Origin of the sequence: Heliobacterium chlorum, from assembly GCF_014502795.1 — a bacterium.
Taxonomy (GTDB): domain Bacteria; phylum Bacillota; class Desulfitobacteriia; order Heliobacteriales; family Heliobacteriaceae; genus Heliobacterium; species Heliobacterium chlorum.
Map to the genome: position 1 here is coordinate 1 of NZ_JACVHF010000013.1, position 23,598 is coordinate 23,598.

Annotated in this window: 24 protein-coding genes and 1 pseudogene; 16 read left to right on the top strand and 9 right to left on the bottom strand. The window is 44.0% G+C overall.

Features of this window, described 5'->3' with window-relative positions:
• The 8 genes and pseudogenes from H1S01_RS12500 to H1S01_RS12535 form a co-directional block, all read left to right on the top strand.
• Positions 1-1,089, top strand: a 1,089-nt coding sequence (locus H1S01_RS12500; RefSeq protein ID WP_188040800.1) for an argininosuccinate synthase, incomplete at its 5' end; no start/stop codon positions are given.
• Between the two features lie 172 nt (positions 1,090-1,261).
• On the top strand, positions 1,262-4,192 hold the full coding sequence (locus tag H1S01_RS12505; protein WP_188040801.1) for a COR domain-containing protein: 2,931 nt from the start codon (positions 1,262-1,264) through the stop codon (positions 4,190-4,192).
• A 458-nt stretch (positions 4,193-4,650) separates the two neighbouring features.
• Positions 4,651-4,812, top strand: coding sequence for a helix-turn-helix domain-containing protein (locus H1S01_RS12510; RefSeq protein WP_188040802.1), 162 nt, complete (start codon positions 4,651-4,653; stop codon positions 4,810-4,812).
• Between the two features lie 714 nt (positions 4,813-5,526).
• Positions 5,527-5,631 carry a hypothetical protein gene (locus tag H1S01_RS22555; protein WP_207732326.1) on the top strand — a complete coding sequence of 35 codons (105 nt, stop codon included), beginning with the start codon at positions 5,527-5,529 and terminating at the stop codon, positions 5,629-5,631.
• Between the two features lie 64 nt (positions 5,632-5,695).
• Positions 5,696-5,932, top strand: coding sequence for an ATP-binding protein (locus H1S01_RS12520; protein ID WP_188040803.1), 237 nt, complete (start codon positions 5,696-5,698; stop codon positions 5,930-5,932).
• Positions 5,933-5,988: 56 nt separating this feature from the next.
• A pseudogene (locus H1S01_RS12525) lies at positions 5,989-7,531 on the top strand (IS3 family transposase); the annotation flags it as partial.
• A gap of 721 nt (positions 7,532-8,252) precedes the next feature.
• Positions 8,253-9,008, top strand: a complete 756-nt coding sequence (locus H1S01_RS12530; protein WP_188040804.1) for a hypothetical protein — start codon at positions 8,253-8,255, stop codon at positions 9,006-9,008.
• A gap of 14 nt (positions 9,009-9,022) precedes the next feature.
• Positions 9,023-9,235, top strand: coding sequence for a restriction endonuclease (locus tag H1S01_RS12535; protein WP_188040805.1), 213 nt, complete (start codon positions 9,023-9,025; stop codon positions 9,233-9,235).
• Positions 9,236-9,313: 78 nt separating this feature from the next.
• On the opposite strand, the gene H1S01_RS12540 is transcribed toward H1S01_RS12535, so the two are convergent.
• Entirely contained in the window at positions 9,314-10,357 is a 1,044-nt protein-coding gene (locus H1S01_RS12540) for a nuclease-related domain-containing protein (protein ID WP_188040806.1), read from the bottom strand.
• Between the two features lie 358 nt (positions 10,358-10,715).
• Between H1S01_RS12540 and H1S01_RS12545 the strand changes: the two genes are divergently transcribed.
• On the top strand, positions 10,716-11,312 hold the full coding sequence (locus H1S01_RS12545; protein WP_188040807.1) for a DUF7713 domain-containing protein: 597 nt from the start codon (positions 10,716-10,718) through the stop codon (positions 11,310-11,312).
• Between the two features lie 89 nt (positions 11,313-11,401).
• Here the strand turns inward: H1S01_RS12545 and H1S01_RS12550 are convergent, their stop codons facing one another.
• The 3 genes from H1S01_RS12550 to H1S01_RS12560 form a co-directional block, all read right to left on the bottom strand.
• Positions 11,402-11,554 carry a YvrJ family protein gene (locus tag H1S01_RS12550; protein ID WP_170291680.1) on the bottom strand — a complete coding sequence of 51 codons (153 nt, stop codon included), beginning with the start codon at positions 11,552-11,554 and terminating at the stop codon, positions 11,402-11,404.
• A 145-nt stretch (positions 11,555-11,699) separates the two neighbouring features.
• Positions 11,700-11,924 (bottom strand): DUF2922 domain-containing protein, encoded by a 225-nt coding sequence (locus tag H1S01_RS12555; RefSeq protein WP_188040808.1) that lies wholly within the window; start codon positions 11,922-11,924, stop codon positions 11,700-11,702.
• A gap of 111 nt (positions 11,925-12,035) precedes the next feature.
• Positions 12,036-12,260 carry a DUF1659 domain-containing protein gene (locus H1S01_RS12560; RefSeq protein WP_155477605.1) on the bottom strand — a complete coding sequence of 75 codons (225 nt, stop codon included), beginning with the start codon at positions 12,258-12,260 and terminating at the stop codon, positions 12,036-12,038.
• 543 nt (positions 12,261-12,803) lie between these two features.
• Between H1S01_RS12560 and H1S01_RS12565 the strand changes: the two genes are divergently transcribed.
• The 4 genes from H1S01_RS12565 (at position 12,804) to H1S01_RS12580 (ending at position 15,588) form a co-directional block, all read left to right on the top strand.
• Positions 12,804-13,703, top strand: a complete 900-nt coding sequence (locus tag H1S01_RS12565; RefSeq protein WP_207732323.1) for a YecA family protein — start codon at positions 12,804-12,806, stop codon at positions 13,701-13,703.
• A gap of 476 nt (positions 13,704-14,179) precedes the next feature.
• Entirely contained in the window at positions 14,180-14,422 is a 243-nt protein-coding gene (locus tag H1S01_RS12570) for a DUF262 domain-containing protein (RefSeq protein WP_188040809.1), read from the top strand.
• A 401-nt stretch (positions 14,423-14,823) separates the two neighbouring features.
• A complete protein-coding gene (locus H1S01_RS12575) occupies positions 14,824-15,063 on the top strand; it encodes a hypothetical protein (protein WP_155477612.1) in 240 nt (79 codons plus the stop codon).
• A 162-nt stretch (positions 15,064-15,225) separates the two neighbouring features.
• On the top strand, positions 15,226-15,588 hold the full coding sequence (locus H1S01_RS12580) for a 5-methylcytosine restriction system specificity protein McrC (protein WP_188040810.1): 363 nt from the start codon (positions 15,226-15,228) through the stop codon (positions 15,586-15,588).
• Between the two features lie 40 nt (positions 15,589-15,628).
• Here H1S01_RS12580 and H1S01_RS12585 read toward each other — a convergent pair whose 3' ends face one another.
• Together H1S01_RS12585 and H1S01_RS12590 are read right to left on the bottom strand one after the other, a co-directional pair.
• A complete protein-coding gene (locus tag H1S01_RS12585) occupies positions 15,629-17,257 on the bottom strand; it encodes a helicase-associated domain-containing protein (protein WP_188040811.1) in 1,629 nt (542 codons plus the stop codon).
• A 281-nt stretch (positions 17,258-17,538) separates the two neighbouring features.
• Positions 17,539-19,221: a DNA repair helicase XPB gene (locus H1S01_RS12590; protein WP_188040812.1), complete on the bottom strand. Its 1,683-nt coding sequence runs from the start codon at positions 19,219-19,221 to the stop codon at positions 17,539-17,541.
• 501 nt (positions 19,222-19,722) lie between these two features.
• On the opposite strand from H1S01_RS12590, the gene H1S01_RS12595 reads away from it, so the two are divergent.
• Together H1S01_RS12595 and H1S01_RS12600 are read left to right on the top strand one after the other, a co-directional pair.
• Positions 19,723-20,676 (top strand): ParA family protein, encoded by a 954-nt coding sequence (locus tag H1S01_RS12595; RefSeq protein WP_188040813.1) that lies wholly within the window; start codon positions 19,723-19,725, stop codon positions 20,674-20,676.
• Positions 20,677-20,681: 5 nt separating this feature from the next.
• On the top strand, positions 20,682-21,263 hold the full coding sequence (locus H1S01_RS12600) for a hypothetical protein (RefSeq protein WP_188040814.1): 582 nt from the start codon (positions 20,682-20,684) through the stop codon (positions 21,261-21,263).
• A gap of 117 nt (positions 21,264-21,380) precedes the next feature.
• On the opposite strand, the gene H1S01_RS21175 is transcribed toward H1S01_RS12600, so the two are convergent.
• From H1S01_RS21175 to H1S01_RS12615, 3 genes are all read right to left on the bottom strand, one after another.
• Positions 21,381-21,533 carry a YvrJ family protein gene (locus H1S01_RS21175; protein ID WP_188040815.1) on the bottom strand — a complete coding sequence of 51 codons (153 nt, stop codon included), beginning with the start codon at positions 21,531-21,533 and terminating at the stop codon, positions 21,381-21,383.
• Between the two features lie 145 nt (positions 21,534-21,678).
• Positions 21,679-21,903 carry a DUF2922 domain-containing protein gene (locus tag H1S01_RS12610; RefSeq protein WP_155475465.1) on the bottom strand — a complete coding sequence of 75 codons (225 nt, stop codon included), beginning with the start codon at positions 21,901-21,903 and terminating at the stop codon, positions 21,679-21,681.
• 112 nt (positions 21,904-22,015) lie between these two features.
• Entirely contained in the window at positions 22,016-22,240 is a 225-nt protein-coding gene (locus H1S01_RS12615) for a DUF1659 domain-containing protein (RefSeq protein ID WP_188040816.1), read from the bottom strand.
• A gap of 615 nt (positions 22,241-22,855) precedes the next feature.
• Here H1S01_RS12615 and H1S01_RS12620 point away from each other — a divergent pair.
• Positions 22,856-23,167: a hypothetical protein gene (locus tag H1S01_RS12620; RefSeq protein ID WP_188040817.1), complete on the top strand. Its 312-nt coding sequence runs from the start codon at positions 22,856-22,858 to the stop codon at positions 23,165-23,167.
• Positions 23,168-23,598: the final 431 nt, after the last annotated feature.

Genomic DNA, 23,598 nt, shown 5'->3' on the forward strand with positions numbered 1-23,598 from the left:
GGTCAAGGGGAAGAATTGGAACCCCTAAACGAGAAAGCCATCAAAACAGGCGCCACCAAGATCTACATTGAAGATGTAAAAGAAGAGTTCGTCACCGAATTCATCTGGCCGACGCTCAAAGCGGGTGCCGTCTATGAAGGCAAATACCTGCTGGGCACCTCCTTCGCTCGTCCCCTCATCGCGAAGCGACTCGTCGAGATCGCCCGCAAAGAAGGTGCCGAAGCGATTGCTCACGGCGCCACTGGTAAAGGCAACGATCAGGTTCGCTTTGAACTGACCGTCAAAGCCCTGGCTCCGGACCTCAAAATCGTCGCTCCCTGGCGTGAATGGGACATCCGCTCCCGGGAAGATGCCATCGATTACGCTACGGCCCGGAACATTCCTGTGCCGGTCAAGAAAGACCGCCCCTACTCGATGGACCGGAACCTCTGGCACTTGAGCCACGAAGGGGCCGACCTGGAAAGCCCTTGGAACGAGCCGCAAAACGACCTGTTCATGATCTGCACGCCGCCGGAACAAGCACCGGATAAGCCGGAGTATGTAGAGATTGAATTTGAAAAGGGCATCCCCGTTAAACTGAACGGCGAAGCCCTCGGCCCTGTTGAAATGATCGAGAAACTGAACACGATCGCCGCTGCTCATGGCGTAGGCATCTGCGATATGGTGGAAAACCGCCTCGTCGGTATGAAGTCCCGTGGCGTCTATGAGACTCCGGCTGGTACGGTTCTCTACGCGGCTCACCGCGAATTGGAGTATCTCTGCCTCGACCGGGCTACCATGCACTATAAAGAAATGATTGCTTTACGTTACGCCGAACTTGTTTACGATGGCGTTTGGTACCATCCGCTGCGCAAAGCGATCGATGCTTTTGTCGATGTCACTCAAGAAACGGTCACCGGTCTGGTGCGGATGAAGCTGTTCAAAGGCAGCGTCACCCCGGCGGGTGCGAAGTCTCCTTACTCGCTGTACAATGAAGAGTTCTCCACCTTCGGTCGGGATGAAGTGTACAATCAGAAGGATGCGGAAGGGTTCATCAACCTGTTCGGCCTACCGATGAAGGTGCGGGCGTTGATGGAGCAAAAGAGCTGATTGAGGTAAATAAAATATTAATTTCTTGAACTGTAGGGTATACACCTTACGGTTCTTTTTTATTTATTAAAAAGTTTATTTAACCAATAAAGTTGTTTTTATGACATAAAAAGCCTTACTTCGACAAAAAAATAGTGATATAGTAAATTAGATACAATTAAGGAGGATAAATATGTCTGATTTAAGGCTGTTGAAAGAGATAGAAAGTGAGCTAGGTATTGAAATTTCCATTTCCAAACAAAAAGGTAGTCATTTTCCATATACAATTGCGTTTTATCCGGCAACTTGCATTATAGATAACAATGATTACATTACTGATTTATACATAAATAGTGTTGGTGAAAGTATAGTTCATAAATTACCTTCAGCTCTGTACAAACTTAAACATTTAAAATGTTTAAGTTTGTCAGGCCTAAACTTAGATACAATACCCAATAAAATAAGTGATTTAGAAAATCTTGAGAAACTTGTAATTGACAAAATAAAAATAAATGAGCTTCCAAAATCAATTTACAATCTAAAAAAATTAAAAATATTAATAATAATACATACCAATATAAATAAATTATGTCCAGAAATAGCTTGCTTAAATAATTTAAGTGACTTATTACTAAGTAACAATAAAATAAAAGATTTACCTAGTGATTTAGCTCAGTTGTGTAATTTAAAGAATCTTTTTTTAGACAATAATATGTTTTCAACATTTCCTTCAGTAATAACAAAAATTAATTCTTTAGTTGGCATGTCGATTGGAGGAAATAAAATTAGTTATATACCTAACGACATTGTAAGATTACAAAACCTCGAAAAACTAATTCTACCCAATTGTGACTTAGAAGGTATTCCAAATAATGTTCTCATGATAAAGTCACTTAAAACGCTAATTTTATCGAATAACAATATTAAGGTAATACCTGAAGGTATTAGTAAGTTACAAAACCTAGAACATCTAAATTTAACAAACAACCAAATTAAAAAACTTCCGTGGCAAATTGGTAGTTTAAAAAAGTTAAAAACATTGGATATTCGAAATAATAGAATTACAGAACTACCAGCATCAATTACTAGTTTAGATTTAGATATCATATTAAAAGGAAAAGGAAAAGGAAAAGAAAAAGTTAATGGAGGGATTTGTTTAGAAGGTAATCCAGTTGAAACACCTCCACTTGAAATATTGGAAAAAGGAAAAGATTTCATAAATACGTACTTTAAATCCCTACAGGGGGCAAAACGGCCTTTAAACGAAGTGAAAGTTGTTCTTGTAGGTGAAGGTGGATCTGGAAAAACCTCTTTAGTAAAGAGATTTTTTAAAGAACCCTTTTACGAAAATGAACCACAAACCCATGGTATAGTTATTAAGGATATGAAAGTTAAAGTGAATGAAAAAGATCTGATTGTTCATTTTTGGGATTTTGGCGGTCAAGAAATTATGCACGCTACGCATCAATTCTTTTTATCATTACGCAGTATATATTTGTTAGTTTTGGATGGAAGAAGAGAGGATAAAACGGAATATTGGTTAAAACATATTGAAAGTTTTGGAGGGGATTCTCCGGTTATTATTGTAATTAACAAATGTGATGAAAATCCCTCTTTTGATGTAAATAGAAAATGGTTGATAGAAAAGTACAAGAACATTAAAGCTTTTTACAAGGTTTCCTGTAAAAATGGCTACGGAACTGAAGATTTAATTTCAAAAGTGTTTGAAGAGCTGTCAAAACTAGATTATTTAAAAGTAATGTGGCCTGAAGCGTGGTTTAATGTTAAATTTAAAATAGAAGAATTAACATGTGATTATATTAGTCATGAAGATTATCTTATGATTTGCAGGGATGAAAAGATATATGATAATGAAAGCCAAATTGCGTTGTTAGGATTTATCCATCACCTAGGTGTTGCATTACACTTTGATGAAATCGGATTAAAAGATACAAGTGTTATCAATCCAAGATGGGTAACAGGTGGTGTATATGCAATCTTAAACTCGGAAATATTATCGAAAAATCAAGGGATTTTATGTTTATCTTATTTAGAAGATATATTAGATCCCATTATATATCCGAGAGATAAACATCATTATATTATCGAGTTAATGAAGAAGTTTGAACTTTGTTATAGTCTAGATGGAAATAATATTTTGGTACCCGATTTACTTGGTGTAGAGGAACCAAACTTTAGCTTTGATTTAGAAAATTCACTTAGATTTAGACTCGACTATGATTTGTTTTTACCAAAATCAATTATTCCAAGATTTATGGTGAGAATGCAGTCAGATATCAAAGAAAGTCTTAGATGGAAAACGGGTATGGTTTTGGAAAATAGTGATTACCAAACTAGGGCCCTAATTAAGGCTGACGGAATTGAAAAGAAAATATATATATCAGTAAATGGTAATTTAGCAAGAGATTACTTTTCGATTATAAGACATACTTTTAGAGACATTAATAAAAATTTTACAAATTTAATAGTTAAAGAAATGATTCCGTTACCCGATCATCCAAATGAGGCGATAGAATATCAAAATCTAATTTATTGTGAGCAAAAGGGTCACCGATACTATCCTGTGGGAACATTAGGGAAAGATTATGATGTTAAGCTATTGCTGAATGGGATAGAAAGAGAGGAAGATAGAATGTCAACTAAAAACCAATTATTAAGTGATAAAGAAATTAACTTAAATACGACAATAAATCTTACCCCTTCTTTTATTCAGAATAATAATCAAAGCGTCAATCAGCAACAGTCGAGCTCTTTAAACTGTAATATTAATTTAAGTTTGGAGCTTCCAGAGTTACAATCGTATTTTGACGAACTAAGAGATACAATAAATCAAGTTGCGTCAACAGTTGATCCTAAACTAAAAGATATCGCTGATGAGCTTGACTCTTTATCTCCCGAGAGTAAAAAGGAGGACTTCAATCGTCCATTAAATAAGCTACGTAGATTTCTGTCTAAGTTTAATGATAAGGACTCCGAGCTTAATAAGACAATAGCTGGGTCAAAAGAGGTAATTCTTATGATTAAAGAAGTTGCTAAAAAATATAATATGTTTGCCCAATGGCTGGCTTTACCTGTAATTCCCGATTTTTTTTTAGAAAGCTAAAACATTTGCGAAACCTAAACAGCAAGTGCAAAAGTTCAATTAGCTATAAATAGGATAAAACAATGTACAGATCCTCCTGCTGGTGAGTATGATATGTATGGTTATGTAATTCCTAAATTATGTAAACTAGTTGAAAAGGGAAGAACAGTTAAGGAACTCGTCGAAATAACAAAGGTGAAAAAAAGCAAATTCAAGATTGGCTAAAACGAGCAGTCGCAGAGGGTTGGGATCGGTCAATAGTTTTGGTCGAAAGTAAGTTAAATAAGCCGGTTCGATATAAATGCAAAACTGTTTCATAACCTTATAACCTTAAATGGACTGCAGTTATTAGATTCAATACGAAGTGTGTAAGAAGATAGGTTTCTAATCATCCAAGGAGAAATCAGGCGGTTTTTTAGCGTTAGTAAATTATTGGGCCTACGGTAAGTTGTACAAGAGCGTGGAAGGAAGTCTTATTTATGGAAGGCTTCCTTCTTATCCCAAATATTTGCCCGGCAAGTTTATCAAATATTCTGTTTGGAAAGATGCGCCCCGGTGATGAGACCATAAAGAAGATGGCAGCAATGCTAAACGTTCCAGAAAATGAAATACGAAAAGCTTGGTACCATGCAAAGAAATAGCATGGTATTTTTATTTACCTTCAATAACTTACACTTGCGTAAGGAATTAAAATAAATTATAGGAAAAACGAAAGAATTTCAACAATATCGTTGAAATATAGTTCATCATACGAGCGTCCAAAGAATTATACGATCTCAAATGAATCGAGGGAATCAAAGGCTTTTTTGACGAAGATACCCCACATAAGGAGGGGCAAAATGATTCCCGCATTCCTGCAGCTGTTCTCCGCAGTCATACTATTAATAGAAGGAAGTTTGTCCTAAGTGTCCCGTGTCGCTGGGACGGTACTACAGAGTGTATGGTAAGATTTCTTAAAGTAGTTTAATTTACAGCTATTCAGTCGTGCCGCATGGATTAAGAAAGGATTATGCATGATGGCAAGGGCCGATTTGTTGAAAAAAATTTTGCGGATACAAGCTAGGCGACCGTCGGATGTTTTTGGAAGCAGCAAATGACATTATCGACTGAAGAGCGGAAAAAACTCATGTGGTTCTTGCCAACGAACTGGCACGGATATTGGAAAATGGCAAGCCTCTTGCTGGACCGGGTGCATTCATTCCGCTGGAGCCGCTACCGAAGAACGTTGATCGTGGTGCATCCTTATTGGAGTTCCGGACAACAACGGTGGAAGCTTTGTCGCGCGAATTGGGAATCCCGATTCTATACGTACGTTTCGACGCTGTTGTTTCCAGTTTGCTGAAACTGCGGCCAATCTGCGCAAGGTTTTCGATTATGCGGCTCAAGGCTGTTGGGTCATCTTATTTGATGAGTTTGATGCTATCAGCCGTTCCCGAGATGATAACTTAGAGCAATGGTGAACTAAAACGAGTCGTCAATTCTTTCTTGCAGATGTTGGGCCAGTTTTCAGGTAGTTCGCTTGTAGTGGCGGTCTCTAATTTTGAACAATCATTGGATCCCGCATTGTGGCGTTGTTTTGACGAGATTATCCGCTTCGGCAAGACAGAGGTGGAACAGATCGGCCAATTGCTGCGAAAAAAACTGTCTCCCGGAAAGGGACCCAGTTTACCAATGGAATCAGTGACCGCCCGGCTTACCGGCAAGAGCCATGCCGAAATCGAGCGAATTTGTTTGGATGTATTACCCCCTGTGTTAGGCTAGTTGACGCAGGACCTAAAGGATTATAATAATAAAAAGCCTTTAGGGAGGACGTACACATGACTGGCCAACGAGGACATAAATACAGTCCAGAGTTTAAAGAATCCATCATCCGTCGGATGATGCCGCCAGAGAACGCCACCGTAGCCGAATTGTCAGAAGAGACGGGTGTCACTTAGGTGACTTTATATAAATGGAGACGAGAAGCACGGATAAACGGAACCGCAACACCAGGGGACGGGCGTGAATCCGAGCAATGGAGTTCGGAAGACAAGTTTCTTATTGTCATGGAAACCTACGCCATGAATGAGAATGCCCTGAGTGAGTATTGCCGCAAAAAAGGGTTGTATCCGGAACAAATTGAAGCATGGCGGGAAGCCTGCCTTCATGCCAACGCTCGACAGACGGCGGAAAGCAAAGAATTAAAGACGGAACTACGCGAGGAGAAAAAACGCAGTAAAAGCCTAGAGAGAGACTTGCGTCGAAAGGAAAAAGCCCTGGCAGAAACCGTAGCCCTTTTGATTTTGCAAAAAAAGGTCCAAGCGATTTGGGGGGAGCCAGAGGACGAATGATCAGTGCCCAAGATCGCAAAACAGCTGTAGAACTGATCAATGAAGCGAACGCGAACGGAGCCAGGGTTTCAAAGGCTTGCAACATACTAAATATATCAAGAAGGACCTATGAAAGATGGAGCAAATCCGGAGATAACATTGCCGACGGAAAACCACGGGCACGGCGTCCCGTGCCGAAGAACAAGCTGACGGAAGAAGAGAGACAAGAAGTTCTCAACACCGTCAATCAAAAGGAATACAGTAGTCTGCCCCCATCTCAAATCGTGCCTGACTTAGCCGATAAAGGTGTTTATCTCGCCTCCGAGTCGACCATGTATCGAATCCTACGAGAATCGGAACAGCAACACCATCGAGGAAGAAGCAAACGGCTGAGCTCGCATCCACCGGAAACACACATTACCAAAGCCCCCAACCAGGTTTGGTCTTGGGATATTAGTTGGCTTCCCGGTCCTGCCCAGGGCATCTATTATCGGTTGTACTTGATTTTAGACATCTTTAGCCGATACATCGTGGGCTGGGAGATTTGGGAGAAGGAAACCGCAGAGTATGCGTCTGAATTGGTTAAAAAAGCAGTCATTTCAGAGAAGATTAAAGGACAACCCTTGGTGCTCCATTCCGATAACGGCAGCCCCATGAAGGCATCCTCTTTCCTTGTTCAGCTCGAAAAGTTGGGGGTCAGTTCATCCTTTTCAAGACCTCGTGTCAGTAACGACAACCCGTATTCCGAGTCGTTATTCAGAACGTGCAAGTACCGTCCGGACTACCCATCAAAGGATTTGGGACCCTACGAGATGCCCGGAAGTGGATGAGTCAGTTTGTCTACTGGTATAACGAAAAGCACCGGCACAGCGGTTTGCAATTTGTTACACCTCGACAACGTCATGAGGGAAGCGCCGTGAAGATCTTGGAAAAACGCCGCAAGGTATACGAAGAAGCTCGGAACCGTCACCCCGAACGTTGGGCGAGAGGAACCCGAAACTGGGCTTTGATTGATAACGTGGCCCTAAATCCGATAAAAGAAGATCACAGGCGGATTCCCGAGGGAGGGGGTCGGTTCGTAAAACGGATGCTAAGCAACTCGGCAGCTGCCGCTTGCGGTCGGAGCGAAGCGAAGCGTCTTGACGAATGTGCTAGACTGAGCAAAGCCGACCAGAGCTAATGTTCCACAGGCGTATGTCCGTCGGTCGGGGTGACTTATTTCACAGCACATTTGTCAAGACCGGCGGTTGCATATACGTTAAAGTTTACATAGGTCCATGCGTCAACTATATTGACAAACACCGATTACGAGCGACTGTGTTAAGAGGCGAATCCAGTTATACGATGAACGATCTGGAGAAAGCCATGGGGAAACAGGAACGAAGCAAGCAAAAGTTAATGAATATCACCGCTTTTAAAAAGCCACACATTACCGAGGAGTGATGATGCGTGCCCGTGCCACTAGGTTATTTTGACAACATTCAATGGAGTCGGTTGCCTCAAACGGCGGCGAGACGAACGAGACCGATGACGCCTCCGGGACTACCACTGCGAACCAATCCGGCGTCTCATGGTGGTCGTTTGCTTTGGCAAGCGCAAAGGGCCATTCGTAAACGAGGGTCGCAGGTGTTTTGGACCGAATCCCGGTGAAAGAAACTAAGCCGAATTTATCGACCACATGGAATTGCAATAGGCGAGTAACAGGGAGATTACATATCGTTGTCGAACAGGAAAATTATTGAACTGGAAATATACTGATCGAGGTGACGGGCATGATTTATAATGTCCGTTATGACCGTAATGAACAGGAAGAAGTGATTCGAAGAATAAGAGAAGAAAGCCTCTTATCCCAGGGGTGGGGAGGCGGAGACTACGATCTGCGAGTGGAACGGTCCGATTTTGTTGAGCGATGCAAGAACTACTATGGCATGACAAGCACCCGGATACCCACTAATCTATCACGATTAAGAGACTTTAAAGATGGCGATCTGCTCGTTGTACCCCATCTACCCGAACATGGACGTGTGTCTATCTTTGTGGTCGATGGCGATTTCCCTACTTGTTATGATTACTTGCCGAATGACCAAACCCATCTTAATCACAGAATTAAGATAAAAAACGCTTTCGGTCTCGATGAGAATATTAGTGTGTATCATAGTGACCTTACCGCTTGGTATGGAAAGTTACAGTGGATGCGCCTACCTATCTTTCCCATAGAACAATATACTTCTGAATTTGAGAAAATCATTGGCGCGTTAACACAGAATCCCCAAACAGACTTCCCGGCATCAAGCTTAGAACAATTTCTCGAAAAAGAGTATAAGCGGATTCTTGAGGAATTGAAGAAAAGTCTGAACCTAATGAACCCAAGTCTAAGCAGCATTTCCTTTGAGAACATATGTAAAGATCTATTGGAATTCAACGGCTATACGATTATTGGACGGAACAAATACGACGGTAAAGGCGGGGATATCGATTTCTATTGCATTCGAAAAAGGACCAGTCTCCTTTTGAAAACGGTCAGGTGAAACTATTCGTTCAAGTGAAGAAGCATGTTGGAAAAACAGATAAATGGGCTGTAGAACAATTGCTTCAAATGATGAAAACCGAACCAGATGCGGATGGTTGTGTGATGTCATTGGCCGATGACTTTGATGATGACGCCAAAAGATTGGCGGAAAACAACAATATTTTACTAATGGATGGTTTGAAGATCTGCGAATTGCTTCCAAGAAGAATGGTTACCAGTTTCTAATGTCATTTATTTTTCCATGTGAAAGTACTGAACGTAAATATAGGAAATGTAGAAGGAAGCGGACCAAGGCGCTTCCTTCTATTTCTCCCGATAATATTTACACAGAGTTGCGTTCGGGCAAGAATGGTATTTTTCCTTGCGATTCTCTTTAATGATTAACGAGCTTCCACACACCGGGCAAGTTCGGATTGGATTTGAAAACAGTGATGATAGAAAGCTTTTATCTTTCTCATGTTTGTTTATACGATCCTTACTAACTAGGGCAACGATCTGTGCCGGAACGATATTCTTGCATGAAGGGTAATTACTGCAGCCCCAAAATAAATTGTCTTTACGCTTCTTCAGAATCATTCTAGCGTCACAAAAGGTGCATTTAATTGACTTGGACTCAATATCAAAAGAAACACGTTCATTTAGAGGCAGCAAATCCCGATAATCAAGACCGTATCTCTCCATTAAGTTGCACTGGCTTGGAATATGGTACTGGGTAAATTGTTGAATAAGTTCAAGTGGACCGGGTTGTGAAGGCACAGCAGGTCTTTGTAAACAACGTTCGATGAAGTTTCGTAGTTGGTCAATCTTTAATACGGAATATTGTTTACTGGGTTTATATCCCTCAATAATGGTATCAGGATTTGAAAGAACGATAACATTACCAAAGGGGATAGTAGTCTCTGAGTTGCAAATTTTGTTGGATAAATCCTTTAACACGGCGATGTGACGACGGTTCTGTTCGACTGGATTATACATTCCCTTGTTTTGAGCGGTTCCTTTTGCATCAGTTTTCACCCAGTTGCCTAAGTTATCGATTCGGATATGTTGTGTAATTGATTTGCTTTCAATCACAAGGAACCCGGCTGGAACCGCAAGAATGTAATCGATTTGAGCTTTCCGCCCATCCTGTTCAAGAGTTAAGTTATGTACTCCGATGACATTATGATTATTTCCGAACCAGAACTTGATATGGTAGGCAATGTTATTCTCGCCGGCATTTCCACTTGCCAGTTTACGCATATCTGATTCAATTCTTTTGTATTTGGGGTGGGTATCTGGGAGCTTTTTCAATATCCCCTGCATTTGCTCTAAAATATTAGGCTCAAATTCCGGTACTTCTAAAATCATGACATTGCTCACTCCCATTTTTCATAATTTATCTTTCCTTCATGGATTTAGCGATACAATATCTCAATATATTTCATATTTTACCACATTATTGCGTGAAATCACTTACCCTGTCTATATTTGCCTGCGTTGAAACATGAATGTACCTTTTCGGTTTGATCGGCTTATTGGGGATATTGGGATGGATTTGTCCGAGAAAAATGTTACCGATTAAATTCTGAACCTCATTCAAGAGACAACTTATATAATCGGGAGCTTGTACAGTATGGACAGAAGAGGTTTGATGCACAGTGCCTATGTATACCTTGGGCCAACTCTTACGAGCCGATAATCCAAACAGGGCTAGAAGTTGATAGGGGTGGTATTTATCAAACAGTTTTTATGCGAACACTGCGGTCAGGAAACGTTCCAACAGGCAATGGTTCACCTTACAGAAGGCACTAGTAACCAAAAAATCTGCAGGGACTGTTTCAGCAAGATTATGGCCAAACAATTGGGCGTGCCCTTTAGCCCCATTCAGAATAATCGGATTACGCTGAGTGATTTTGAGGGAAAAGGCCATACCTTTGAAATAGCGAGTCTGCTCACACCGAATGGAATGGCACTAGAAGCCACTGAGTGGATAGACGAAAATGGTGAAAAGACTGTAGGCTATAAGGAATCCGTTCTAATGCCAGTGGGTACAGCTCAAGAGATCATCTATGAAAAATTGATGGCTAAACTTGTACGAGTATTAGCCGAACCGTCTCTTTCCTTTAACTATGGACTACCGGCCTTTGTCTACCCAGGAACAGTTCGTGGACGTGTAGAATACGAGGAAAGTCCACACGCGGAAGGGCCCAAAGTAGTTATAGATGGACGTACTTTTACATGGGATGAATTCGGCAAGATGATGTCGTCATGGGAAGGTTGGAAGTTCCAATTGAGAATGATTGATATTACTGAAGATGAGTAGTGGACAATGAAATGCACCAAAGAAAGAAAAACAATTTGCCATATCAAAAGAAAAGCCCCTGCTAACTCATTGCAGGAGCTCACGATTTCTTACACCTGTTCCTTCAGGATTTCCACGTTCTTGGCAAGTTCGCTGATGGCGCTGCTCAGCGTTTCGAGCCGTCCTTCCATGCGAATGAGCAGGTACGAGGCGATTGCCACGGGAAACCCCACATTGGCCACGGACTGTAGGAGACCGTCCACGTCTTTTGCACCTCCTTGATGTCGTTTGAAGTGAAAGAGATTTAAGTTGAAGATCAGAGAGGACCGGGAACGATGTCTATCTTTCAGTTCCCGGTCCCTTTTTTATGGGGATGGTTCTTTCTCTGCCGTATCCCCGGGTTTATTCTTACGGGTTGTACAGGTCGGTCACGTTTGAGGAGACCATGCGGACGTCTTTTTTGCCGATCAGGTCTCCGCCTGAGGTCGTGAACACGTTGTTGGCGATGATGGTATCCATGACGGTAGTTACTTCGTCCGTCGAGAGGCCCGCTTTGGGGTCGCGGACTCGCAGCACCACGTCACGGCCCAGTTGGTTGGTAAAGACCAGTTCAAGGGTTTCTTTTGTTGCCATCGAATTGTCACCTCCTTGAGAGGCTGGGCGGGGGATGCTGAATTCCGCCCGGTCGAGTTTTATGTGCGTTGAGGTACGGTTATTAAAGGGCTTGTCCAGCCTCACTGGGCCTTAGGCTTCCACTAAGGCGTTTTGGTCGATCCGGGAGATACGGCTGACGGGGATACTCATCAAGCTCGCCAGGGCTTGAGCGGTGGTAAAGACATTTACGTCGGTGGCACCGGGCTTCAAGCCTTTGTAATCCCGGTTTTGCACCAGCGGCTCCCCCTTGCTGTTCGTGCCCGTTTGGACCGATAAGCGCAGGCTGGCGGTGACAGCGGATTTGTTGATAGCCATTCTTTCTGACCTCCTTTCCGAACATTTGTTTGTGCCGGCTACGGGTTTAATGTACCAGAGGAATGGAAATTGGACAAACCCTCTGAGGGCGGATTAGGACTATTGATTGGCACATATGTTCCAATACCTCCCAATATCTCCTGGAATCTCAAGAACGCATGTTCGATAAAACGAGTTGCTTCTTCTTTTTTTGAGGTTAAATGATAAGGTACTCCGTAAAAGGAGTTGGACAGGCATACCCTATAGATGGAGAAGGCATTAGAAATAAAGTTACAAACGCAATTCGAGATATTAACGAAGGGTTATGCGAGCTTTTGAACAGCCATCGCACAACATCCCGATATGTTTATGATTTCAAATTAAGAGAATCTGTTAGAATAGATAAGGATAGTCCGAGTCCATGTTTAATTCGCTTCGATGGTGCTAACGATCTAGATAATACTCCACTGCACCGCTGGCTTTACTTCTATGACAAGTACGTTACGCGTGGGAACCGCAAGGAGGTAGCCCAAAGGGATGTTGCAATAAGCGGCTTATGAGCGGATGAACGATTTACGAAGAGACGAAGAAGCCATGGCCCTTTATCATGCGAGAGAAGACTCCTTTTACGAATGGGCCACCGTGATGAGCAGCGTAGAGAAGAGAGCCATGGAGATAGGGAGTCATATAACTTTTAGAAAATGGGGTATTATTGTGAATTCTAAACATACATTATCCGGCGTGGAAAACAATTTATTGCTTGACTACGTAATTTCTCTCACCCATCTGTATGGTCTGGTCCCTAAGGATAAAGTGATCGATATTTATAACCTGCAAAATGATGACAAGGTTGATATAGAGATGATGAACGATGTTGTTCATCAAGCGAATCAAGAGCTAACAGATAACTTTGTGAAGATTCATGGCAATTATTTTGTAGCTGAAGCGATTATGAAGGTTGGCGAGTTTGAAGAACAATTACGGCAGCGTAAGGGTAAGCCCTTCTATATTCCGAAGCGAGAAGAGCTTTTGAAATATAAAGAAGAGTCCTACTTTGAAGTTACGAAAGAGTATGAGGCTTTACGAAGTTATTTAACCCTGAACATCTTTGAGGGTGATGAGGTTAAAGCAGAAAAACTGTGTGAAGAAGTTCAGGGCATATGTGAAAATTGCTTTTCAATGGAACTCATTTTTAACGTCTTTAATCGTGAAGATGTGATCTTTAAGAATGAAGATCAAGTAAATGAAGTGCTACGGCGAGTCATGGATTTGGCAAACAATACGAGGATTTGGGAAAATAATGGACACACGCCGAGCGAGATATTTAACATGAAGGAAAGGCCTAATTTACGGCCTCTTCCTAAGAGTGGGAAATTCAACAAAATCGGCAGAAACGATCCATGTCCTTGCGGCAGTGGCAAGAAATATAAAAAGTGTTGTGGCAATTTGTACTCGCCGGAATGAAGTCTACCGCTATAAGACCTTCGATGAGAACAAGAAAAGGCCCTGTGAGAAGGAAAGAGGTCTCACAGGGCCTTTTGCTGCAGTTAAGCTAAGCAATGCATCCCCCATATGGCGAAAGCTTTTTCTTTTTCCACGGTGGCGATGGAGACCTGAATCTATTGTCCGGAGAGAACCTTGGGTGGTCCGGAGAGAACTTTGAACAGCCACAGAGAACCTAATATAGCTTGAAGAGAACCTAATTCAGATTCAAGCGAACCACAATCATGTCCGACTCATCACTATAGACTTTGCTCAACGATTTGAAAGTATTGGTTTGGATCATTTTTTGAAGAAGCGATTAGAGTTACAAGTCCCTTCTTCTCAAGGTTAATTTAAGATTCTTACGTGAGTTCCCCTCTGGTGAAGGCGCCTTGTGGCAGGAATATTCGACGCATCGTAGAAGGGGATTATTGAAGTAAAGAAAGGAGAACCGTACCATGTCCGGCAAAGGAGAAATCAAAAGCGAAAAAATCCTGATCAAAGATATTTTTTCTCATATGTGGTTTCGCATCCCTGAGTACCAACGCCCCTATGTGTGGGGCGCCGATGAAGTGGTCGAACTCCTCGATGATCTCACCTATGCCATGATGGAAAAGCCCGATTCGGAGTACTTTCTGGGCTCCTTTGTCTTCCAGGCCAAAGCGGCCAACCCGGTCGATCCTCTTCGGACGAATCTGTAACTAAGGTGAGCCAAAAATCCCGCTAACTGAACTCACCGACGCCGACCTAGAACGGCTCCGAGATCATGAGTGCTGCTGCGTAACCGTGGAACGAAAAAAGGGCGCCCGCCGATTCGAAACGTTGAATCGGCGGGCGCCCTCAACACCAAATTCCAGACTTCAGCGTCACTTCCACCACGCTGCACCACAAAATCCGATAATCCACAGCAAAAAGCCAGGACAATCATCCTGGCCTTCGTTTTTCTCACTATTTCGAACGTTGTCGAACTACCGTAGGCGTAACGTTAGGCGTCAAATCCAGTGCAGCCACATCGTAACAGAGAAAGAAACGTGCTAAACTGGGAAAGAAACGTGCTATACTGGATGTACTTGAAAAGTAGCCCCCTGGGAGGGATTTAAGGGTGAACAACGAGGAGTTTCAACGCATTGTGCTCCAAGAATTGAAGGAGCTAAAAGAAGGCCAAAAGGAAATACATCGTCGCTTGGATCGCATGGAGCGTAGCCAAGAAGACGATATCGTGGGGATGCTGAAAACCATCAGTCGTAAGATTGACGATCTTCAAGAGGATCAGCGATCCATGACTGCAATCATAGGTGAGCATGAAGTTAAAATCCGTACTCTTTCCAGAAGGCCCGTTTAGGAGAATAAAGTCGCATTGTGGACATACATTTCCCGGCAAACAAACTGGACCACTTCTTGTATCGGTACAGGCAAGAAGGTCCAGTTTTTCTTTATTTGCTCTCCGTTATAGCATTGCACCCCGGCGACGTGGTTACCATCCCTCCCGTGGTCAAGCACTGGCATGGCGCGGCGAGGGTCGGAAGGTAAAGCGATCCAAATGATTCTCGATGCGAAATATAAAAATCCGGTGACCGTCGGTACCGTGAAACCGGCCCAATCGGACGTGTATCAACTGATCGCTTATGCTGTTCGTTACAATTGCGACAACCTGTTCCTGGTGTATCCCCAGTTTAAGGATAATGTTCGATGGGCAAATCCCTTGGCGTCCATTCCGTTCGATGTAGAAGGGCGCACTATGAAGTTGCATGTTCTGAATTTCGATATTACTATGAATGATGTTCATCTGTTGCGAGAGCGGATTATTGGGGATATTGGGATGGCTTTGTCTGAGGGAAATGTTAACGATTGCTGTACTATTACATGAGCAAAAACCCAGGGACGCTTGCCCTGGGTTTCAGTTTTTACTATGATTCTGCGTCGTATATACAAAAACGGTTCTTTTTTTCAATCTCCCGCTTTACTTTTATCGGTGATTTCGGATCAAGTTCAATCACATAGGGTAGTTCCTTGATCATGTGATTCCGGAGGGATTTGTAGCTTTTTAATTCTTCGAGAACATAGGGGTCGTCGGTCTCTAAGATGATCGCTTTGCGGATGCGGATTTTTTGACTGGATTGGCTCCATTCTTCCAAGGTATGAAGTACGTTTTGCGGGACTTCCTTGGAGGACCAATCCTGTAGGTACTCGATCACTTCACGGATGGGTATCCCTTGATCAAGGGCAGAGGCGGCAGATTTAAAGCTGAGTTTGTATAGGCAGGCGGGGTGGTCCGACAATTTTTCTGCCACTTGGTCGAGGAATAATTCATGGGTTTCTTTCATGGCCCCTTCTGATAAGAGGATTTCGAAGTTGGGCTGGACGATAAATCCCGAATCTTCCTCCAGTTTTGGTTCCTCATAGGAATCGGCAGCTCCAAGAACATAGGCGCCGAGAGGGGTCAAGCGGATGTAGTCGACTTCAATGGTGTCGACCTCCCCGTAGGTTCCACCGCTGCTAAATCTTATGGCAGTGTCGATGATGCCCATGGTACATAAGTATTCCAAGCACACGATTTCGACGAACCGTCCTTCAAGTTGGCGCCAGTTTTGAGAGCGGCCGAGATACATTCGTTCATAATCAGCGTAGGACTCGATTTCACCGGTAACTCGCTCCAAAAAGAGTGCGTCGCTTCTTTTTATATATTTAAGGAATTCATCGATATGAACCCATTGGTCGACGGGACAGTGGGCGAGATGGTCGCAAATCAACCTCCGGCAGCTAGAATACTTTGGATCTCGCTCTGTTTGTACTTTCACTTCCGGAATGCGGGACAATTCATCAATGTCCGCTGAAGCTATGTATTCCTTGAGCAGCATCTTACATCTATCGACGCGGCTTGCCTGGAGGAACTCACCCGAACGGTGTCCAGGCACGAAGCGGTCACCGATGATATTCCAAATACCGCTTTCCAGGGCCAAACGAGCCATTCCATAGATTCGAACGGACTGCTCTATAGTCCGAAATGAACTGACCCCGTCGGGGTCGTCAAAACTGTATTCTTTTATCGCCAACGCTTCGTTGATTTTTTTCATGGCCGACTTTGTTGGCAAGCCGCCGACTCGGGTGCAACTCAGTTTTGTCTGATTGGCCAGTTTGATCAGACGAAAAAATTCTTTTTCAAAGTTCTCCCGGATTACGACGACTTCATCGGCATCGTCTTCCCCTAGTGCATTGACGGCTTGATATTGATGTTTGAGGGGCTTAAGTTGCTTTTTTATAAAAGCCGCCAGTGGGACGGGGACGCTGTTGCGAATTAAAAAGAGCCGAGCCGGTGACTTTGCATCGAGGACGTCGGTAATTCGGTAGGATTGAAAGTAGTATTGATCTTTCCGACTGCGGCCGTGTTTTTGACATAGCTCTGTTAGATCATCGCTATCGAGCCGTCCAGAACGAACGTATTCCGCCAGTAGTTCCTTTTCAAAGGCATTGAGGCGACCCCAGAGGGCGGTGAGATTTTCCTCACGGCAGTAAAAGTTGTCCAGGGCTGTAATCATGTCAGCTTTCCGTGTCGGGGCGGGTTTGACGCTAGGCGCAATAGGTTCGGCAGGGAGTCGCCATAGCCTTGGGTGGTCAATGTTTCGAGTAATGCCTTCATTCGTATTCTATCTCCTTAATGGTGTGATCCGTGAATTGTAAATTTCGTGAATTATATATTCGATAAATTGCATATTCCATGAATTGTATGTTCTGTGAATTGTGTACCCCATGAATTAATTGTATACTCCATGCGTTATGGACTCCATACGTGGTGTGCATGAATGATATTCTCTATGGTTCAATCGTTGAGTTCTTCCGGTCGGACGATCGAGTACTTATACCCCTGCTCGGTAAGGAACAACTGGCGGTTGGCCGCGAAGTCTTGGTCCCGGCTATTTGCAGTGACGAGGCTGTAAAAATAAGCCCGGTTGTCGCCGACTTTCGGGCGAAGCACCCGGCCAAGCCGCTGGGCTTCTTCCTGCCGAGAGCCGAAGGTACCGGAGACTTGGATCGCTACGTTGGCATCAGGCAGGTCGATGGCGAAGTTGGCCACTTTGGACAAGACCAAGCGCTTTTGACTTCCTGATTTAAAGGCGTCATACAAGCGAATGCGCTCTTGGTTTGGCGTTTTCCCGGTGATGACAGGGATGCCGAGGACAGCAGCGATGGATTCAAGCTGATCGATGTACTGACCGAAGATGAGAACCTGATCGTCTGGATGCCGCTGTAAGAGGCGGTGCACCACGGCTTCTTTCTCGGGATTTTCCGAGGCGATGCGAAATTTGGCGCGGCTGTCAGCGACAGCATAAGGCAGACGCATAGGTCCGGGCATGGGAACGCGCACTTCGATGCAGTGAGCCGAGGCGATCCATCCTTTTTTCTCAAGTTCCTTCCAGGGGACATCGAACTTTTTCGGCCCAATGAGGCTGAATACGTCTTCTTCGAGCCCGTCCTCACGAATTAAGGTGGCCGTCAGGCCTAAGCGGCGCTTGGCCTGAATCTCTGCGGTGACGCGGAAGACCGGCGCCGGCAGAAGGTGGACTTCGTCATAGACGATAAAGCCCCAGTTCTTTTTTGTGAAAATCTCCAGGTGGGGGAAGTGGCTGCTTTTATCTTGGCGGTAGGCCAGGATTTGGTAGGTGGTGATCGTTACGGGGCGGATCTCTTTTATTTCGCCGCTATATTCCCCGATCTGGTCTTCCGTCAAGGTGGTTTTAGCGAGTAGTTCCTGTCGCCACTGGCGAAGGGCCGTAATGTTTGTCGTGATGATGAGGGTCTCCGTTTGGAGCTGCCCCATCAAGGCCATGGCGGTGACTGTTTTGCCGGCACCGCAGGGGAGCACGATCACACCGCTGCCACCCCGGTTGGATCCGCCGGCGTAAAAAGCATCGGCGGCCATTTGTTGGTAGTCCCGTAATGCCAAGGCTTGTCCTTGCGAAGTGACTGACCGCAGGGACATGGGACATGTCGTGCCTTGTTCGTATCCGGCCAGGTCTTCCACGGGGAAGCCTAGCTTGATCAAGGCTTGTTTTACATGCCCCCGCATCATGGGGTTTACCGGGATCCGCTGACCTTCCACGGGTCCCCGGAAGTATGACTGAAGTTTTTTATGACTGGCGATTTCCTGAATGGCATAGGGATCGTCGGAGACTAAAAACAGGCCGCAGTCTTCCTGAATCAGTTTGATCCGGCCAAAGCGCTGCACTTGGTCTTCAATTTCCTGGCGGACGTTCTGCGGAAGATCAAACTTGCTGTATTTTTCTAGGGCGGTAAGGATGTGCTCGGCAGTGAGGCCGCTTGCGGCGGCGTTCCAGAGAGATAGGGGAGAAAGCCGGTATGTATGGATGTGTTCCGGGCTTTTTTCCAAATCGGAAAACTGGGCCACTTCGTCCCGAGCGGATTGAAAAAGAGGGTTGTCCACTTCAAGCAACAGACTGAAATCGCCTTGAACGATGATTGGGTTTGATGGCTGATAGCTCATAAGAAGGGATGTGCTCCTTGCTGGGATTTATGTTCTTGAATTGTTGGTATTATTATAGTATAGATGGGGCAACTCGTGTATTTTTACATGAATTCCGCTTAAATACGCGGTGGGATAGGTCGAAAGATCATTGGCGGTGATTCAAACAATTTCTTCAGAGCGATAACAGGTTCATCCTTTTGGAGAGTAGAATTATTATGAGAAGATAAAATAGTCGGCAATTGAAATGAGTAGACCTGTCTTTAGCGGCCAAAGCACATTCGAAATGCTTCATTTTAATGGCTCGATTTTTACCAAGTAGAAGACCTAATCCCAAGGTCGACAAGAACCCCCTATCGCCTCATAACGAAGTGATAGGGGGTTCTTGTTTTCACTTTAATTCTGCCGGTACAAATCCAATACAACATCTCCCTTTCTTTCCCAGGCCGGGACAAGCTATGTGTTGCTTCTTTATCTCATAACAATTAGACAGGCACACCTGGTGAAGGGGGAAACCAATCGATGATCATATCGGTAATCAATTATAAAGGCGGTGTAGGTAAGACAACCATGACCGCCAATATTGCGGCTGAGATGGCTTACCGTGGCAAAAAAGTACTTGTTCTTGACTTAGATCCGCAGACAAATTTGACATTTTCCTTTTTGACGGTAGAGCAATGGCAGCATGCTTATCAACATCAAACGATTAAACGTTGGTATGATGCCTTCATTGATAAGGACGAGGAACTGGACTTGAAAGATTTTATCACCCGACCAGAACGAGCCCATAAACGATTGCGTGCATTAGAAGCGACTGGAATCTTGGACTTAATCCCGTCTCACTTGGGCTTAGTGAACGTAGATAATGATTTGGCCATAAAAATATGGAAAGGGAATCAAGGCGTCACGGAACGATCCCATCGCTACGAATATTTGCGTATCCTGTCCCGATTGAAGACAGGCCTTATCCCCTTGGCGAAGAACGAATACGACATCATATTGATCGACTGCCCCCCCAATTTGAACTACGTCACCCAAACAGCCATCATTGCCAGTGATGGACTGCTCATTCCGGCGAAACCGGACTATCTATCTACCTTGGGAATCAGTGAATTAAAGCAGCATTTGAATCAATTGATTGAAGATTATAATTCAAAGGCGCAAATGGAGCCTTATGGATACAAACCCATTTGTCCCTATTGGCTCGGGGTTGTTTTTACGATGGTAGGTTTGTGGAAAAACGAGCCTTACCAAACGTTGCAGGATTATATCGATAGGGTAAAACGCCAGCAAATCGGTACTTTTGAAACGCTCATCACCGAAAACAAAACCGATTATAGTGAAGCCCCAGAAAAGGGTATCCCCGTCGTACTTACGCCGGCAAGTAAGGATAGATATGCCTCGATCCACATGCGATTAAAAGCATTGACGAGCGAAGTGGAGGCGAAAATTCAACAAATGAAGAGCGGGAGATGAAGTGAATGACCCACAGAAAGGATGAGTTATCGAATCTATTGATGACATTTGCGGTTGCGTTACAGGAAATATCTCCAGAAGAATATGAGCAACTTATCCAAGGAAAAGGGAGTTGGCGATTCGTCTCAAACCGTTATCATCAATGCCCGCGAGAACCAAATCCAATGGAAACCATACTATCTGATGATCCCGTGGATGGATCTATCGAGGAACGCGAGAATGGTTTTATGGATAGTTCCGATTCGTATCGTCAAGAAACGAAAGAAAAACCGCAACGAAGGAAGACCAAAGGGGAATCGAAATCGACAACTCCAAAAGATTCTCTAATGGTAAATGAAGAATTAATTCAGCAATCGGCAAACTTGTTGCTTACCTATGATAACCGTGAAGAAGCTCGTAGTTACATCATGAATGCAAAACATCTCTCGAAAAAAGCGGATTTAGAGAAACTGGCTGGCCTATTGAACATTCGTATCCGAAAATCAGAAGCCAAGTCAAATATCCTCGATCGAATTGTGGAAGCGACGGCGGGGCTAAAAGCAAACACGATGGCTATTGAAATGACGAACGTAAGACGACGGGATTGAGTTCCCTCTACCGAAAGAGATTTGACCCATGGACATCCGTGTCAAGTTACAACTCATATAATCGGTAGTTTTGCACAAGAAAACCCCTGCTAACCAATAGCAGGGGCTTACAATTTGTTACACCTGTCCTTTTAGGATTTCCACGTTCTTAGCCAGTTCGCTGATGGCACTGCTCAGCGTTTCGAGCCTTCCCTCCATGCGAATGAGCAGGTATGAGGCGATCGCCACGGGAAACCCCACATTGGCCACGGACTCTAGGAGACCGTCCACGTCTTTTGCACCTCCTTGATGTCATTTGAAGTGAAAGAGATTTAAGTTGAAGATCAGAGAGGACCGGGAACGATGTCTATCTTTCAGTTCCCGGTCCCTTTTTTATGGGGATGGCTCTTTCTTTGCCGTATCCCCGGGTTTATTCTTATGGGTTGTAGAGGTCGGTCACGTTTGAGGAGACCATGCGGACGTCTTTTTTGCCGATCAGGTCCCCGCCAGAGGTCGTGAACACGTTGTTGGCGATGATGGTGTCCATGACGGTGGTTACTTCGTCCGTCGTGAGGCCCGCCTTGGGGTCGCGGACCCGCAGCACCACGTCGCGGCCCAGTTGGTTGGTAAATACCAACTCAAGGGTTTCTTTCGTTGCCATCGAATTGTCACCTCCTTGAGAGGCCGGGCGGAGGATGCAGAATTCTACCCGGTCGAGTTTTATGTGCGTTGAGTTACGGTTATGAAAGGGCTTGTCTCAGCTTCACCGGGCCTTAGGCTTCGACTAAGGCGTTTTGGTCGATCCGGGAGATGCGGCTGACAGGGATACTCATCAAGCTCGCCAGGCCTTGAGCGGTGGTAAAAACGTTTACGTCGGTGGCACTGGGCTTCAAGCCTTTGTAATCCCGGTTTTGCACCAGCGGCTCCCCTTTGCTGTTCGTGCCCGTTTGGACCGATAAGCGCAGACTGGCGGTGATAGCGGATTTGTTGATAGCCATTCTATCTGACCTCCTTTTCGAACGTTTGTTTGTGCCGGCTACGGTTTTAATGTACCAGAGGAATGGAAATTGGACAAACCCTCTGAGGACGGATTAGGCCTGATAAATAGCACATACGTTCCAATACCTCCCAATATCTACTAAAATCTTAAGAACACATGTTCGATAAATCGATTTGGTTCTTCTTTTTTTGAGGTTAAGTGATAAGTTACTTCATAAATCACTAATAAAAAAAGACCTCGTAATTACTTACGAGGCATGAACAGGGAGGACTTGGAATTACTGGGGTACTATTTTTATATATGCTGCGAACCCAAAGGGCATGTCCTAAAAGTGCCCTTTATTTAGTTTATAATCTCCTGCCGGGGTCTACATAAAATGTGAGGGAGTCCGTTTTGACGACGGACTCCCTCAAGAGGTAGGAGATGAATATGAGCGGTTGCACTAGCCAGGAACCGGTTACGAAGGTGCACAAAAAGCAGCGCAACAAGAAATATTTTCTCCATTTAAATGGAAGTATAAACTTTTTTACGGGTTTTTCCGAAACTTAAAGAACAATGCGTTGCGAATACCTTTTGAATTGCCTATGATAGGAAATAGGAGGGGGATGTAGCAATGATTGTAACAACGGGCAAAGACTTGTTTGTCGACGAAAGAGGAAATTACTTTATCCCTGTTCATGTCCAAAACAAAGAAGTGCAGTTAGCAAACGCCTTTAATGTTCTTGCATTCGAAAACGTATTGGACCAGGAATATTACGATGAACACAAAAACGAAAAAATTGGATTCACGATCGCGAATAGATTAAAAGCGAGAATTGAGCTCTTCAAAAGAAATTACATACAGCAAAATATTTATCCTTTAGAAGAATTGTATAACGGCGGATACGAAGTAGCCTTTGTACCGGTATACGAACCGAGTGTGTAAAACATACGAATTTTGACGGAATATTACGATCGATAGTTTGTCTATCCTCCCCAGATTCATCCTATGATGGAATCGTGGGGGTGGATAGATGAAGGTTGTTTTTATGCCACATGTAGATCCACAAAACGCAGTATACGAGTCAGAATTTGATGCTGCCGAAATATCAGCGCTTATAGGCAGTGATTATGTAGTCATACAGGAGCCAGAGAAAACTTCACATTACAAAGTAAAGTCTAGGATATTAAAAGTCGACACGAACAAAAATGTTAAACACTTGTACGTAGCTGTGGAAAAGAAGTATGAGCGATAAGACACTCTTCGGGGTGTTTTCTTTTTAGAATTGGTTTATTTCCTATAAAATACATCCTCCTTATTGAAATGTGAATATTTAATGGTAAACTATAAAACACGAAGTGTTCCTATGAATATAG

Coding starts and splice junctions, on each gene's coding strand:
- H1S01_RS12615 (WP_188040816.1), bottom strand. CDS start 22,240: ATGGCTATCAACAAATCCGCTATCACCGCCAGTCTGCGCTTATCGGTC.
- H1S01_RS12590 (WP_188040812.1), bottom strand. CDS start 19,221: ATGAGCTATCAGCCATCAAACCCAATCATCGTTCAAGGCGATTTCAGT.
- H1S01_RS12570 (WP_188040809.1), top strand. CDS start 14,180: ATGTCCGGCAAAGGAGAAATCAAAAGCGAAAAAATCCTGATCAAAGAT.
- H1S01_RS12610 (WP_155475465.1), bottom strand. CDS start 21,903: ATGGCAACGAAAGAAACCCTTGAGTTGGTATTTACCAACCAACTGGGC.
- H1S01_RS12540 (WP_188040806.1), bottom strand. CDS start 10,357: ATGATTTTAGAAGTACCGGAATTTGAGCCTAATATTTTAGAGCAAATG.
- H1S01_RS12600 (WP_188040814.1), top strand. CDS start 20,682: ATGACCCACAGAAAGGATGAGTTATCGAATCTATTGATGACATTTGCG.
- H1S01_RS12585 (WP_188040811.1), bottom strand. CDS start 17,257: ATGATTACAGCCCTGGACAACTTTTACTGCCGTGAGGAAAATCTCACC.
- H1S01_RS12595 (WP_188040813.1), top strand. CDS start 19,723: ATGATCATATCGGTAATCAATTATAAAGGCGGTGTAGGTAAGACAACC.
- H1S01_RS12510 (WP_188040802.1), top strand. CDS start 4,651: ATGGAAGGCTTCCTTCTTATCCCAAATATTTGCCCGGCAAGTTTATCA.
- H1S01_RS12505 (WP_188040801.1), top strand. CDS start 1,262: ATGTCTGATTTAAGGCTGTTGAAAGAGATAGAAAGTGAGCTAGGTATT.
- H1S01_RS12580 (WP_188040810.1), top strand. CDS start 15,226: ATGGCGCGGCGAGGGTCGGAAGGTAAAGCGATCCAAATGATTCTCGAT.
- H1S01_RS12620 (WP_188040817.1), top strand. CDS start 22,856: ATGATTGTAACAACGGGCAAAGACTTGTTTGTCGACGAAAGAGGAAAT.
- H1S01_RS12555 (WP_188040808.1), bottom strand. CDS start 11,924: ATGGCAACAAAAGAAACCCTTGAACTGGTCTTTACCAACCAACTGGGC.
- H1S01_RS12565 (WP_207732323.1), top strand. CDS start 12,804: ATGAACGATTTACGAAGAGACGAAGAAGCCATGGCCCTTTATCATGCG.
- H1S01_RS12530 (WP_188040804.1), top strand. CDS start 8,253: ATGATTTATAATGTCCGTTATGACCGTAATGAACAGGAAGAAGTGATT.
- H1S01_RS12560 (WP_155477605.1), bottom strand. CDS start 12,260: ATGGCTATCAACAAATCCGCTGTCACCGCCAGCCTGCGCTTATCGGTC.